Genomic DNA, 14298 nt, shown 5'->3' on the forward strand with positions numbered 1-14298 from the left:
GGATCCTGACCGCTAAAACCCCGCCGCCGCCCACCGATTCACCACCCCACCGCCTGCACACGCTGCGGATCCTCGGGGTCGTAAAGGATATCCATCGTCTCCCGCGGAATCCTGGCCAGGCCAATCAACGGCACATAGCGTCGAATCACCGCGCGTTGCGCTCGACCCGCCACATCAGTGAAACCCAGCTGGAACTCCACCTGCGGCTGCTCATTGAAGAACGCGCCGGTCTGCCGCACCTCCGCGATGCTTGCCACCGTACCCACGCCCCGATACTTCAATGCGTTGCCGGCCGCATCGGCCTGCAGCCGACGCAACAACAAACGTACGCCGACAACGAACGCGCACAGCACCAGCGGACTGATCAGCAGCGGATGCCCCAAGCTGAAAAATGTCCAGCCCAAGCCGTCGTTCTGCAGGTGCCACGCCACGCCGTACGCGCTCGCGACCAGTGCCATGAAGAACACGCCGATCGCCGCGCGCAGCCACAATGTGCCGTGGTTGATCTCCGGCGCGCCACCTTCCAGCGACATATTGGGATAGGCGCCGGGCGAGCGGCTGAGCCGGGCAGGCAACGTGCGGCCGACCTCGTAGCGCTGCTGCATCGGCTTACTGTCCACCAGCACGAGCTCATCGGTAATGGGCGTGCCGGACAGATTCTCGAATGCCAGGCGCAACCGCAGCTGCGGGAAGCCGTCGACGGTGCCGGGCAAGGAAACCACCTGCTCGATGCGTGCGTTGCGGGGCTCACCGTAGGCCAGGATGTCGCGCATCCGGCGCACAGCGCGCACCCCGGCGAGCACCAGCGTGTCCACATAGACGTAGAGCAGGACCAGCCACAGGCTGAGGGACGCCACCAGGAGTGTCATCGCCCACCCGGGCGGAGAGCGGCTTTCCAGCGGGACGGGGTAGCTGGCCTGCGCATACATCATCACCGGCAAGCCGATGGCGAACATCAGCGCGAAGAACAGTAGGAAAGCGCCCCAGAACCAGAGTGGATTTTTCACGGCCATGTGAGGGGAGTACAGGGGAGGGCAGGGTACTACAGGGGTGTCAGGCCCTTGTCGGGATTGGCTTTGGGGCCATCTTGCGGATTGGGCAGGATGAGCACGCGCGCATTGACCGCTTTCCGGACACGCTTTAGAATTGCCAGCTCAGCCGGAATAGCTCAGTTGGTAGAGCGGCGCATTCGTAATGCGTAGGTCGTAGGTTCGATTCCTATTTCCGGCACCAGTTCTACGAAAAGCCCCGGCCTTGGTCGGGGCTTTTTGTTTGCGGCTCGCTTGGTGGTAGTGCCGGCCGCTGGCCGGTAACTGCAGGTCCGCTTGACGCGAGCACCTGTCGAGACCGCCACCAAGGTCTGGTCTGGCTTCGTTGGCCCTTAGCGCAAAAGGCGCGGGCATTTTCGACTCAGTTGGCGTAGCCATTGATGCAACGGCTACGGCTGTACCCTTCGTGCCCGATGGCGCAGGTACAGCGATCAAGGCAGCTAGAGGACTTGAGAGGGCTGTTGAAGGTGCACGTACGGCAGAAAAAGCGGGAGACAGGCTCGACTCCGCGAGACGTGGTGCGTTTGAGAGCGCTGGGATGAATGACCCCATCAAGGTTGCCTTCTCAAAGGTTGATGAGAAGACCGGTAAAGCTGTGGAGTTCAAGGGGGAGGGTGGGGCGAAGATTGGATACGATGGACCACATCCCAGTCCTGGGCCTCACCATGACACCCAGCATTTAAGCTGGCAGTCTGCGGGAAAGAGAGGCGACGGGTGCACAGCGTGGAAAATATCCCATATTCCGGAGAACGCCATCCATCAAGGCCGGATAGGAAAGATCAATGAGCACGAAAGATAGTGGTGCTGTGGCGGCATCTAAACAAATCTGTGATCTAGACCCCCAATCATGGACACGGGGTTAAGCTATATTTTCAAGCTCGAACTGATCCGGGCTGACGTAGCCCAAGGTCGAGTGCAGGCGTGATCGATTGTAGTAGACCTCGATGTAGTCAAACACCTCGGCTTTGGCTTGCTCGCGTGTGGCGAAGCGCTCGCCGTGGATGGCCTCAACTTTCAGGCTGTGGTTCCAGCTCTCCATCGCGGCGTTGTCATAGCAGTTGCCCTTGGCGCTCATGCTGGGCACCAAGCCGTAGGTCTCCAGCAAGCTCCGATGCTCTTTCGAGCAGTACTGCGAGCCGCGGTCGCTATGTACGATCACACCACGTGGGAACTTGCGCCGGAAAAGAGCCATCAGCAGGGCGTCGCACACCAGCGTCGCGGTCATGCGACTGTCCATCGCCCAACCTACGACTTTGCGGGAGTAAAGGTCCAGCACCACAGCCAAGTACATCCAGCCCTCGTCGGTCTGAATATAGGTGATGTCGCTGACCCAGGCCTGGTTTGGCCGCTCGGTGCGGAAGTTCTGATTGAGCAGGTTTTCAGCCAACGGAAGATTGTGCCGAGAGTTGGTCGTTGCCTTGTATCGACGTGCTGCCTTGGCGCGCAGACCTTGCCGGTGCAGACTTTCGGCGACCTGACGGCGCCCTCGGCGGAGCCTTCGACTCAACCGCTGCGCGCCTTCACGGCGTCTGGCTGTCACGAATGCATCCTGCACTTGGACATCCAGTTCTGACTGCCGCTGTGCTCTGGCCGAGGGCTTGCGGCGATGCCATGCGTGGAAGCCGGTTCGGGAAATCGCAAGCACACGACACATCAGAGATACCGGGTGCTCACCAACGTGCTCAGCGATCACGGCGCACTTCACTTGGAACCCTTGGCGAAGTGCGCCGCCACTTTTTTTAGGAAGTCGTTCTCTTCGGACAACCGCGCCACTTCGCGCTTGAGCTTGGCCAGGTCCGCCTGGGCCGTGCGTTGCTCCTCGCTGAGCGAATCCCTCTCCTGTGCGCGGGCTCGCCACGTGTAGAGCTGCTGAGCCTGCAGGCCGAGGTCCTGCGCAGCCTGGGCTACACCATCGCGCCGAGCACGCTCCAGCGCCTGCACCTTGAACTCCTCGCCATAGCGTTTACGGGTCGTCGGCGGCGCGGGCTTCTGAGCACTCTTCTTGGTCGTCTTCTTGATCATCTGGGCACCTTCAAGTTGTGATATCAAATCACTTAACCGGGTGTCCATGAAACAGGGGCTGGATCAGAACTCGTGGTAGTCCACCCGGCTGGGCTTGTAGAACTGCCGATACCAACGGTGGGCGATGGCTTGGCCCACGTTGCTCTCCGTGCACGGAGGCAGCCCTTTCAGCACGCAGGCCAGCCGTTGGGCGCACACCCGGGCTGCCCGATGCAGCTCTCGTCAGAAATGGACGCAACCGTCAAGCTGCTCTGCGAGGCGTGTGGTTGATCAACGTTCCGCAGAAGGGGCGCCGACTCAGCCACCCCCATGCTGTGCAAGTGTTCAGCCTGACGTGAGGCCAAGCTCTTTGATCGCGCCCCAAGGCATTATGGTAATGCCGTCGCATTCGCCCGCGAGGACGCCGTTGGAATCCGCCTTGGAAACGATGCCATGTCCGTTGTTCCCTCGGACTACTGCGGCACCGCTGTCTCCCGGCGCGCATGCGAGCGCTGGACCCTGGACGCGTATCCAAGTGTTCGCACACGGAAGAGCCTGGCCGGGTCCGCACGAGATGCCAGGATCCCACCCGATGCTGACTACCTTGCCGCAACTCCACCCCGTTCGGACGCCTCGGAAACAGAGTTCTTGCCCCACTTGTGCACCTGTCCACATGTACATGATCGAGCGCTTGTTGTAGTCCGAGGTTGAGGTTGCATACACGCTCCTAAGTGGTGTATGGGCGCCGACCGTATGCCATTGAACGTCATGACTGGCATCGTTGATGCCATCGACGTAGGTCAGCGGCGTGGAGAACTTGGTGGGGTAGCCGTAGTTGCCGTAAATCAGATCGTCAGGGCAATGGGCAGCGGTCGTAATTCCTTTCCGACCCGTCGCGGTATGCTTGACGGGAAATCCTGAGGTGCAAAAAGAGTTGTTGTTCTGAAGCACCGCGCCGCCGTTGATGTACTCCATGTTCAACGACCTGGACATGTTAGGCCTGAGGGAGAGAGAAATGCCTAAGACGCGTTCAAGTTTTTTAAGGGTCGTCTTGAGTTCCTCAGTCTTTGCCTCATCACCCGTAATGTGGATCACAAGCAGGTCTTCACCGGGCAGCCCCATCGTGCCCACGATGCCGGGTATTGCGCTATACAGTAGGTCTCGATGCTTGTCTACAATGGCGTAAAACTCTTCTTCGTTATGCTTGCGGCCGGTCTCAATAACGACGCGGGTGGTGCCGCTGGCTGTTTTTAGAACCCTGCTGTTCACGGGCTCTGAGCCCTTCAGTTCGAGAAGGATGTGTTGATCCGGCTCCTGCTGAATAGATATTGCGGTGAATCTTCCTGCAAATTCCTGTTCAAGGTCCTCCATCGGCTGCAGTATTTCGGTCTGAACTGCGAGTCGGGTGATCACGTCGTCGATGGCTACTTCAGGATGCTCGGTCACATAAGTCTTCACCAACGTTTGCATCTCCTCGCCTAGTTCGGAGTCCGGATCGGGCACCTGTGCCCAAGCGTTCGTCGACAGGCAAAACAAGAATGAACAACCGAGAAGCTTCCATTTCATAAGGGTCTCCGTGTCCCTGTAGGTTGATCCCAGCGCCATGCGATACGCGGGGAGAAAGCAGGCTATCAGTCAAGCCCAGCAGGTTCAGTGACCCGCCTCGCATACTACAGCTGCTCCGTATAACCGAGCGACTGAGTAAATAGGCGTTCGACCACGCGGATAAGGGGAAGCGCGGTCATCTCGGAGGGCCACTGCACCTCAGACTGAAGTCCTGGTAGTCCACTCGTGCTGGGTTGTAGAGTTGCCGATACCAACGGTAGGAAGTGGCTTGGCCCACGTTGCTCTCCGTGCACGAAGGCAACCCCTGCTGGCTCCCATACCCGCCGTTTGGCGTGCACCCGGCTTGGCCCGTGCAGGTCACGTAGGGTGATCCAGCCCCTGTTTCATGGACACCCGGTTAAGTGATTTGATATCACAACTTGAAGGTGCCCAGATGATCAAGAAGACGACCAAGAAGCAGGAGAGGGATTCGCTCAGCGAGGAGCAACGCACGGCCCAGGCGGACCTGGCCAAGCTCAAGCGCGAAGTGGCGCGGTTGTCCGAAGAGAACGACTTCCTAAAAAAAGTGGCGGCGCACTTCGCCAAGGGTTCCAAGTGAAGTGCGCCGTGATCGCTGAGCACGTTGGTGAGCACCCGGTAGCTCTGATGTGTCGTGTGCTTGCGATTTCCCGAACCGGCTTCCACGCATGGCATCGCCGCAAGCCCTCGGCCAGAGCACAGCGGCAGTCAGAACTGGATGTCCAAGTGCAGGATGCATTCGTGACAGCCAGACGCCGTGAAGGCGCGCAGCGGTTGAGTCGAAGGCTCCGCCGAGGGCGCCGTCAGGTCGCCGAAAGTCTGCACCGGCAAGGTCTGCGCGCCAAGGCAGCACGTCGATACAAGGCAACGACCAACTCTCGGCACAATCTTCCGGTGGCTGAAAACCTGCTCAATCAGAACTTCCGCACCGAGCGGCCAAACCAGGCCTGGGTCAGCGACATCACCTATATTCAGACCGACGAGGGCTGGATGTACTTGGCTGTGGTGCTGGACCTTTACTCCCGCAAAGTCGTAGGTTGGGCGATGGACAGTCGCATGACCGCGACGCTGGTGTGCGACGCCCTGCTGATGGCTCTTTTCCGGCGCAAGTTCCCACGTGGTGTGATCGTACATAGCGACCGCGGCTCGCAGTACTGCTCGAAAGAGCATCGGAGCTTGCTGGAGACCTACGGCTTGGTGCCCAGCATGAGCGCCAAGGGCAACTGCTATGACAACGCCGCGATGGAGAGCTGGAACCACAGCCTGAAAGTTGAGGCCATCCACGGCGAGCGCTTCGCCACACGCGAGCAAGCCAAAGCCGAGGTGTTTGACTACATCGAGGTCTACTACAATCGATCACGCCTGCACTCGACCTTGGGCTACGTCAGCCCGGATCAGTTCGAGCTTGAAAATATAGCTTAACCCCGTGTCCATGATTGGGGGTCTAGATCATGCAACTGAACTAAGTCAGCCGCACAGCGCGGAAGATGTTGTCTTGTATACCGCAATTGCGATGTCGGCTGGCATCGGTGCTGGCGCCGGTGGAAGGGCAATGGTTTCGGCAGAGGCGAGGGTGGGTGGGGCTAAGGGGGTGGCTGAGATGAGTGGCATGCTTCGCGATGCCGCTCGTGGAAAAGGAAATTTCGGGATTGGTAATGCGACTTCTGAGCAAGCTGATGTTATGGGTCGAGCATGGGTTGGATCGGGTGCGAGCCAGTCTAGTTCTGGGAATGCGCTCATTAGTCGAGATGGTTTGCGCCAATGCCGTTTCCCATCAGACAAACCCAACAGTGCTCACGCTTCTACCGGTGTTCAGGCCAATTTTGAATATCGCTCCATACCTGGAGGTAGGTGGACCAACAATGCATCTCGATGTCGAGAAAATAAAATGACTCAAGCAAAGTTGATGGGGATCGATTCGGCTGATTGGGATGCTTCATATGATAAGTATCGTCAAACTGGTTTATTTGGTTGCTACTTTCAGGCATCTATCGGTCCAGATGACGCCAAGGGTGCGGAATTTTTTGGTTTTACTGCATGTAACCGCGAGTGGCTGGAGCGCATGGTCGAAGAAGGTCAAATCCTTCCAAAGCTTCTTGTTGTAAGTGATGTCAGCTGTGAGGCAGTTAAACGAGCAGTTGAGCTTGTTTGCGCCGCCGTGCCGCATGGCAGTTGGGATGAGGTGGCCCATAGGTTGGCTGAAGTGATGGACTGGGAGTTTGAAGGTTATGTTCCAAGAGATGACGTTGATCAAAGGTGATGTAGGTAATTACAAAGCTTCCTGGCGTGATTCCCCAAATGATAGTGACGTTTGTTTGAACGTTTAGATGCAGTCAGTCGGGATGATCGGCAGGACCAGTTCTTCAATGGAGACACGGCATACAAGTTTGAAACCCCTCAGCAGCAAAATATCTTCAAGACGTTGCCCAGTGAGCAGCGCCTTATCAATCGGACCACATCATGGATCAGGCTCGATGAAAAAGTTATTGGTGGCTGCCTTGTTGTGCATGTTGATACCGGCCTGTGCAACCCAGCTTCGGCGTGCGGACTCTAAGGACTTCAGCGTTTCTGTGACTGACCGCGCGACGGAAAACCGATACGATGTAGTCTTGAATTCTGCCGCTGACGGGCCTCTTTGCCTGTCAAAGGAAAGCTGCGAAAGAGTTTGATGGGCAGGGTCGACCTGTCAAGACCATCGACTTCACTGACCACGGGAGACCGGGAAGCCATACAAACCCTCATGAGCACCCCTACGAGTCCAACGGTACTGGTGGGACGCCATCTCGGGCGAAGGCCCGGCCACTCAATGAAGGTTGAGCAGTATGAATGCTGAAGACTGGGGATTCCCCATAACTGGAAAGATAGTCAGTGAGGTCCTTAGGCGACACTTCAGCCCGGAAGACGTCTGGGAACTATCCTTCTTGGATGTTCCATCGGGAGATTTTTCATCTCCATCACTCGATGCACTACGAGATAAGGTTTCTGGACGAGGTTGCCATATTTCAACAGCCGGGTTATGCGAAGCGTTGGATGCACAGCGTGGAAAATATCCCATATTCCGGAGAACGCCATCCATCAAGGCCGGATAGGAAAGATCAATGAGCACGAAAGATAGTGGTGCTGTGGCGGCATCTAAACAAATCTGCTCTCTTGGGTATGGCAGTGTTTCAGTAGCGTCTGATGCGGATCTGCTGCTTCGAAGGCTGGTCGAAATACATGGGATCGATTCAACCAGGCACTATTGGTGGGAGTCTTTGGCGACGTCCCGGTTCGTTCGCTACAGCACATCAGGCAATGATTGGACGGAGCAGATTGCGGTGTTTCTGGCTGACATGGGAGACCCCATATTTCTTGCCATCACCGATGATGAGCCGCCGCCGTGGCCGGTGTTGAGAATTGAGCATGGTTCGGAGGTTGCGACTTTGCTCAGCGAAATGCACTTTTTTGAGTATTTCGTATTCTCGCAAGACTGCGCGCGAGTCTTCTTTGATACACACGATAACGTTTTGATCTCCTCGCCATAGGGGGAGTGTTCGTAGGTTCGATTCCTATTTCCGGAACCAATTGTACGAAAAGTCCTGGCCTTGGTCGGGGCCTTTTGTTTGTGCGGGTGTTGCCGCGTAGCGGCACCCATGGTCGGTGGATGGCAGGATGGCCCTCCCGGGCAGTGGCAGGCCGGGATTGTCGAACCTGTCGATCTGCTCGCACGCCCCTGCGGCTTACCTAGTCCTTGTTGAGGGGATCCGAAATACGTCTTTAAAGCCAGATTGTTATCGGGACACGGATCTGCCTTGTTCTGGTGATGGGGCTGGATGTGGTGCAGACTGCAGGCGAAACGACGGTCACGTACATTATATGAGAGATGCCGGCATGCTTGGATTTCTAGAGGAGATATGTTCCATTCGTTGGGACGTCATGGAGTTTGGCGCGTTTGAGCTAATTCCAGCAGACGCGCATTCGGTTAGATGTAACCACGTTTACGTCGATTGCAAGATGCCATTTCTTATCGCGGCGGAATCTTTGGAGCTGGATGGCATCGAGACGTTTGGTGTGGGATTGGTGCATGAGCCGGATCGGATAAGAAGGTTCTTGGAAGGGCCGTACCCACCGCACAATAAGCCGCGCACAGCTGGGTTATCCGATTTGGTTGGTATGGATTGCGAGCCTTGTCTACTAAGCAGAAAGTCCTTTCGCGCTTTCAGCGAGACAAGCGAGTTGTGCCATCTTACTTCTGAGTTGGTACATGCCGTGACTTTCGAAATGTGCTCTATCACTATCACCATATCGGCTGACGAGGAGGCTCCCATGGGGTTGAGGGTGAGCTGGTGAGTCCGGGTTGAGGCTTTATTCCCTCGTTTTGATTGATGGGCCGACTGAGAGTCTGGTCGCGGCCTGTTCCTTACGCTATTTTACTAAGGGTGCAGCTATAGGCTGGATGACGAAGGAAAAGATAAGGTGTCGGTTCGCTGGCAATGCCGCAACGTACGAGCGGAATTAGGATATTCCATCTGATTTCCAAAAGGTGAAGCCTGTCAATGTAACCAGGAAGGCCCGAGCCAACCAAGTGGTGGATCTGCGGTTGCTACAGCTCACGTAAAATAGATAGGTCAGAAGGGTGTACGTCCGGCACTGCCAGAAGAGCTGCCGAAGCTAAAGTGAGATCAATTATGGATACTGCTATCTCGTTGTTGCAAAAATGGTATGCGCGGCACTGCGATGAAGATTGGGAGCACTCCTACGGTATCAATATAGATACCCTGGACAACCCAGGGTGGATTCTTACCGTCGACTTGGCCGATACGGAGTTCAGCGAACTTCTGCTGCCGCGCAATCGCCTTGATCGGTCAGAAGCAGACTGGGTCCAGTCGGAGATTTCAGGGCGGCGCTACATTGCTTGCGGAGGCGTGTTAAATCTGGAGGAGATGGTCCTTCAGTTTCTGATCTTCGTAGGGGAGCCCGGGGTCGATACTTTCATTAAGCCAAAAAGCGAGTTATGAACGTGGTTCAGTATGTATGGTCAGAACAGATAGATTCGATGCTGCGCGAAGGCGAATTTCTGGAAATGCTGGGCGTTCGTAACTGGGCGCTTGACAGGGTTGGAGCGCTGGACGCAGTGGAGAGGTTGAGTTGTGAGAGGATCGCGGTCGCCGGTGGTGATGTGTACAAGCGGGAAAACGGTCGCCTTGAAACGACTTACGACAATTGGTATTGCAACAGGAACGATGGTGAGCAGATGAGCGAGTACATTGAACGTAGCGTCGATATTGCGAGGAATTACATATCCAAATACCCCGGGTCGGACAGCATAGTTTTCTTCTCATTAGTGCCTGTGGCTCAGTGACCAGAGTCCTGGGTCTAGAGAAATTTAATTTCGGTAAGCAGGATCCGCATCCAAACACCGCCTCGCCTCCTCTCCTACGTCGGCGCCATCGCCACCCATGCAATTCGCTCAATGTCATGTGCTCTCACGAAGCGCATCATTTTTACGTCAGAGCCACTTGGTCGCCCTTGGGAGCTCGGAGACGCTCAGATTCGCGGCTTGATTCTCCTTGGGTAGCCTTCCTGGTATATGGCTTGGATCATGGCCTGGGTGTACAGCAAGCGTCGTAGGTTGGGCTGGGTTGAACACCTGAGCTTGGATCAAGCGAGTGATCAGGCTCGCCAAACAGTTGCTGAGTACGTTCATTCGGGATTGCCCGCCCCAGCGAAGTCCAAGGCAATTAGTTGCACACTCGAGAAGAAAGAAGCGGCTGGGCGGCTGCTTGAAGAAATCCCGAAAATTCCGGAAACTGTCAAGAGAGCCTTCGGCCGCAGTCGATTCGATTACTGGGGGCGAACGGTAGAGGTCTGCGTCTTGAGGCGGATCGAGCACTCAACTCTTTCGTGGGTCAAAAAAACGGGTGTAGTGATGGGGAGCTTCTCAACAGATTTTGTGAGCCCGACGAATTTTGATTCGCTGGCGGTGGAGATATCGTACGACTCTCAAATCCTTTGTCGTATTGACAGGGAGAGCGCTGATGGAACGCTGGAAATAGAATTTTTTCATGAGGCAAGGCTTCTAGCCGATGATGTCAACATGAAGTTTCCGGTGCTGGAGTTCCTGAGTGCCGTCGAGGAGGCATGTGTGGATCTTCGAGAGATTTCCTAGAGGAGGCGCGGCGACGAGATTAGAGAGCCCGGCTGCACGTGAAGCGGGTGAGCCCGATCGGAAAAGCTACAGCGATACGAACAGTACAGTTAAAGTCTGCTCCCCTACTATCGATCAAGGGGGTTGAGTGAATCGCATTCTGATGATTGCATTGGCTTTATCCAGTGTTTCATGTTGGGTCGACGACGAGCTCCCGCCTCCGTGCGGCGTCGGAAACAGTCCTGTGGAAGCCGTTGCCCCCATCGTGCCTGCGGCGGCGGATTCGCAGGTGTGCGGCTCTATCGTGGCCACACTCGTCGTTGAAGAAGATGGCAGGGTAACGAATCCGGTCATGGCGCGCTCTCAGTTCAAAGAACTCCATCGGAGGAAGGTCGATAGTGCTGCTTATGAAAGTGCTGTCCTGACCGCTGTAGCGAAATGGCGTTTCCCGCCTGTACCATCTCGCTGCACGAAGAACATTACAGTTGACTTCCAGCGTCTGGATAGCAATGGTAAGAGTGTTGCGCCGGAGTCGCCCGAGGTGCATCTTCCTCTTGAGACAAAGTGAGGCGCAAAATGCACGATTGGACGCTGTTGGATATCAGTGTTGATTGGGTTGGCGGGGTGGCAGAGCTCCGCGTTCTGGATGAGTACTCTTCAGAGCGGTTAGTTCGATTTAGAGGGCTCCGCGAGATATATGCAGATAGGCAGGAGCATTGGGGGCCGAGCAGTTCGATCAATGAGGATTCATGGATGGATAGCGATGGCGCGGACGTGGTGTCTTTGAAGATTGAGATGCAATCAGGTGGTGTGATCAACATATCCGCTGAATCATGTGAGATCGACGGTTTGGGTTGTTGCCCGTCCGTGAACGAGGTGAAGAGAGTGGTCTCTAGTAGCGACGGCAACACGTGATCTGACTTCAGTGATTTTTTTGTCCATCAGTTCGGCGTGTGTCTTCCAGCCAAACGTCTTACGTGTCGGAGTGCTCATAAGCATCGCTACGTAGTTGAGATATTCTTGGCTTGCGCCCTTCAGATATACGCCCTTGGGCAGGAACTGTCGAAGCACGTCCATTGGTGTTCTCGCTGCTGCCACGCTGCTTGGTGATCCGGGCGGGGCAACGAAAGCTGCTATCCAAAAATCGCTGGATGGGGTCGCGGCAAGGTCTCGATTTGCTTTCCGAGGCAGTTGCGGAGAAGTAACTCAGGTGAGCATCGCGCTACACTCCGTCGGAGATATGGACGCCGTCACCATGGCGACAGCGCCTACCGTAGGTTCGAATGCCGGGCAGGTCATAGAGCCCTGTGTCAGCTGCGCTGCGGTCGCCAACGACCAAGGTGTCCGTGCGGTACTTCCTGTAAGAGCACGCCCGTTCTAGGATTGATTGATGAATTTCAAGGACACCTCTTATGATCAGCGACGTCAGCTGATCGATGCTCTAGATGATGCATTGGATGCTGCTGGGCTCGGACAGGATCGTCGCGCCAGTGCGATGATGGCCGTCGCGCTGTGTGATCGGCTGGGCAACCGACTCGACTGAGAACGGCAGTCTGCCATCGAGGCCGCTCGACATTTCTGGGCGGTAGGCGATGGTGTCGAGTACAAGAAGTGGTTAGATTTTTTTTCCACACGGCTCAATGATCAGCCGCTCTCGGATTCGGTTGATCGGCTAGTTTGGAGTGCATTGGCCCAGTCCGGTGGGCTTGATTCGTACACGGGTGAATACTTGGTCCTGGAAGCACTCGATGCGGGGCTCGATATTTCAGCAGTATCGGAAGCGATCAAGACTGTCTTTCCGGAATACACGTATCCCTAGGTATGTTGTCTTTTCAGGTTGGGGATGTGATGGTGTACATCGTAAGCTTGATCCCTATGCCGGCACCAGATATGGCGAGAAGCCGCGGCCTTGGTCGGCGCTTTGTTTGTGCGGCTGTTGGAAATCTTTGATTGGTGAGAGGTTCGTGGCGGACGGATTGCTGTTGGGCTTCATTGGGGCGAGTTGGGGATGGCTGTTGCCGTGCGCACGGGTTGTGTTGGTCCTGATCACTTGGCTTCATCTCAACTTACATGAAGGTGTTCCATGGCCTCACTGATCCAAGTTCGCCTAGTATCCCCAGTACGCTTGGTTGGTAGTAGCACGTTGGCCCTTGATGACGTAGGTTCCGGATAGGCACGGACGCCAACGCAAGGGGAGATGCGCGGATCTCTGCGAGCGCGCAAACGGTGACCCACATCCAGCTTTGTCGTTGTCCAGACTGGAATGGGCAGCATGTTTCAATCATCAGCGGCGGCTGGAACCCACCGTCTAAAGTCCATCTGCCGTGGGTGAGGCGAACTACAATCGGCAACTAGCCAATCAAGCCCTCGCGGTGGCCTCCTGAGTTGAACCAGCCGACCTCCGAAACCTGGAGTGATTCATTCCGAGAAATAGCCATGGGTTGAGAGACCCGGAGGTTAAGTAAATTGAAGAGATCTATCTCATCTCAGCAATATTCGGAGTTGGTTGCGATTGCGGCGAAGCGCCATTTTTCCTTGCCGAAAGGGGGAGTGAGCTGCCTCATTGACAGTGAGCGCGAGTTGCTGATTGATGCTCTATTGCAAGAGCTTTTAGAGGTAGGCTTAGGATCTGACGACGAGCCCAATCGCCGAGGTTTGGACATCGAAGCGCTCATTGATTTCGTTGGGCCGGCCGCGGAACAGCCGGATGTATCGAAAGGGAAGGTCATCTGACGTGGGGCCAGATAGCTGATCATAGGTGCCATTCCGAGCTCTAGGCAAAAATCGAAAGAACCCGTCGCCTCCGTCAAGGCTCTGTTCTATGCCGTCTATCTGATAATGTCGACGTGCCAGAGGCGGCAGGGCGTCGAATGGCAATATTATTGTCGCGGAGTGCTATATCAAGCATCATCCCGATAGCAGCCCGATAGCGGGGCTTGACCATGAAGAGGTTTGCATGGAGTTCCGCAAGAATTGCATTCGAGGGATTAGCTATGATTGATGGGGCTGAAAGTAAGGGCGGAGAAGTCGAAGTGCCTGTGCCTACCGTCTGGCGGCCTACGTTGGTGGCCATTGTTGATGCTTTGGTTAAAGAGGAAGAGCTACTTCTGCCGAAAGTCACGCTTCAAGCTCAGGAAACATGGAAAGATGCGCAGCAGAGCGTTCGAGCATATGGGGCAAACCTTAAAAGTCTGCCCGAGGAGTCTTGGGACTCTTCTGTTTGCATTTGGTACGGGGATTTCTGGGACGTTCTAATCGATCTGTACACGGAGGAAGAAGGGAGAAGCGATATAGTGCTTCAGGTGCACGTGTATGAAGTTGATGATGGCTACCGCTATGAGATCGTCTTGGTATACGTGCCGTAGTGATCAAGTGCCCATCACCGTTTGAGCCGTGGGCGGCATGTCAAGTTGAGAGTCTGAAGTGCCGGGATGGTGCCGCACGCGACATGTTGCTCCAATCCGGATGTATTTCTTAGGCACTGATATGGGCGCGTTGGGAACTATGTCCATCACGATGATGAGGGCATACGAGCTG

15 protein-coding genes and 1 tRNA gene are annotated in these 14298 nt (G+C 55.7%); 13 read left to right on the forward strand and 3 right to left on the reverse strand.

Annotated features, from left to right (window positions below):
- Positions 1-38 precede the first annotated feature (38 nt).
- Entirely contained in the window at positions 39-1007 is a 969-nt protein-coding gene (locus ICJ04_RS05365; RefSeq protein ID WP_188327206.1) for a hypothetical protein, read from the reverse strand.
- A gap of 150 nt (positions 1008-1157) precedes the next feature.
- On the opposite strand from ICJ04_RS05365, the gene ICJ04_RS05370 reads away from it, so the two are divergent.
- Positions 1158-1233 (forward strand) — tRNA-Thr (locus ICJ04_RS05370).
- Between the two features lie 675 nt (positions 1234-1908).
- Here the strand turns inward: ICJ04_RS05370 and ICJ04_RS05380 are convergent.
- Both ICJ04_RS05380 and ICJ04_RS05385 read right to left on the reverse strand, forming a co-directional pair.
- Positions 1909-3071 (reverse strand): IS3 family transposase gene (locus ICJ04_RS05380; protein ID WP_188326519.1). Its coding sequence is split into 2 segments (ribosomal slippage): positions 1909-2801 and positions 2801-3071, totalling 1164 coding nucleotides; the frame shifts between segments, so codons are not numbered across the junction.
- Between the two features lie 324 nt (positions 3072-3395).
- The gene (locus ICJ04_RS05385) at positions 3396-4616 is read right to left on the reverse strand and encodes a hypothetical protein (RefSeq protein WP_188326520.1); all 1221 of its coding nucleotides are present in this window, start codon (positions 4614-4616) and stop codon (positions 3396-3398) included.
- A gap of 433 nt (positions 4617-5049) precedes the next feature.
- Here ICJ04_RS05385 and ICJ04_RS05390 point away from each other — a divergent pair, with 433 nt between their 5' ends.
- The 12 genes from ICJ04_RS05390 (at position 5050) to ICJ04_RS05445 (ending at position 14126) form a co-directional block, all read left to right on the forward strand.
- Positions 5050-5214 (forward strand): hypothetical protein, encoded by a 165-nt coding sequence (locus tag ICJ04_RS05390; protein WP_188327397.1) that lies wholly within the window; start codon positions 5050-5052, stop codon positions 5212-5214.
- A gap of 8 nt (positions 5215-5222) precedes the next feature.
- On the forward strand, positions 5223-6056 hold the full coding sequence (locus tag ICJ04_RS05395; RefSeq protein ID WP_240008886.1) for an IS3 family transposase: 834 nt from the start codon (positions 5223-5225) through the stop codon (positions 6054-6056).
- Between the two features lie 178 nt (positions 6057-6234).
- On the forward strand, positions 6235-6894 hold the full coding sequence (locus ICJ04_RS05400) for an Imm8 family immunity protein (RefSeq protein ID WP_223202990.1): 660 nt from the start codon (positions 6235-6237) through the stop codon (positions 6892-6894).
- 838 nt (positions 6895-7732) lie between these two features.
- The gene (locus ICJ04_RS05405) at positions 7733-8158 is read left to right on the forward strand and encodes a hypothetical protein (protein WP_188326522.1); all 426 of its coding nucleotides are present in this window, start codon (positions 7733-7735) and stop codon (positions 8156-8158) included.
- Positions 8159-9301: 1143 nt separating this feature from the next.
- Positions 9302-9631, forward strand: a complete 330-nt coding sequence (locus ICJ04_RS05410; RefSeq protein WP_188326523.1) for an immunity 53 family protein — start codon at positions 9302-9304, stop codon at positions 9629-9631.
- Positions 9628-9975: an Imm40 family immunity protein gene (gene imm40 / locus ICJ04_RS05415; protein ID WP_188326524.1), complete on the forward strand. Its 348-nt coding sequence runs from the start codon at positions 9628-9630 to the stop codon at positions 9973-9975. The genes ICJ04_RS05410 and imm40 overlap by 4 nt, the downstream gene beginning before the upstream one ends.
- 240 nt (positions 9976-10215) lie before the next feature.
- Entirely contained in the window at positions 10216-10782 is a 567-nt protein-coding gene (locus ICJ04_RS05420) for a hypothetical protein (protein WP_188326525.1), read from the forward strand.
- A gap of 127 nt (positions 10783-10909) precedes the next feature.
- Positions 10910-11329, forward strand: a complete 420-nt coding sequence (locus ICJ04_RS05425; RefSeq protein WP_188326526.1) for a hypothetical protein — start codon at positions 10910-10912, stop codon at positions 11327-11329.
- A gap of 8 nt (positions 11330-11337) precedes the next feature.
- Positions 11338-11676 carry a hypothetical protein gene (locus tag ICJ04_RS05430; protein ID WP_188326527.1) on the forward strand — a complete coding sequence of 113 codons (339 nt, stop codon included), beginning with the start codon at positions 11338-11340 and terminating at the stop codon, positions 11674-11676.
- A gap of 475 nt (positions 11677-12151) precedes the next feature.
- Positions 12152-12304, forward strand: a complete 153-nt coding sequence (locus ICJ04_RS05435; protein ID WP_188326528.1) for a hypothetical protein — start codon at positions 12152-12154, stop codon at positions 12302-12304.
- A gap of 923 nt (positions 12305-13227) precedes the next feature.
- Positions 13228-13494, forward strand: coding sequence for a hypothetical protein (locus ICJ04_RS05440; protein ID WP_188326529.1), 267 nt, complete (start codon positions 13228-13230; stop codon positions 13492-13494).
- Between the two features lie 209 nt (positions 13495-13703).
- On the forward strand, positions 13704-14126 hold the full coding sequence (locus ICJ04_RS05445) for a hypothetical protein (protein ID WP_223202991.1): 423 nt from the start codon (positions 13704-13706) through the stop codon (positions 14124-14126).
- Positions 14127-14298 lie beyond the last annotated feature (172 nt).

Origin of the sequence: Stenotrophomonas sp. 169, from assembly GCF_014621775.1 — a bacterium.
In the GTDB taxonomy this organism is placed as follows: domain Bacteria; phylum Pseudomonadota; class Gammaproteobacteria; order Xanthomonadales; family Xanthomonadaceae; genus Stenotrophomonas.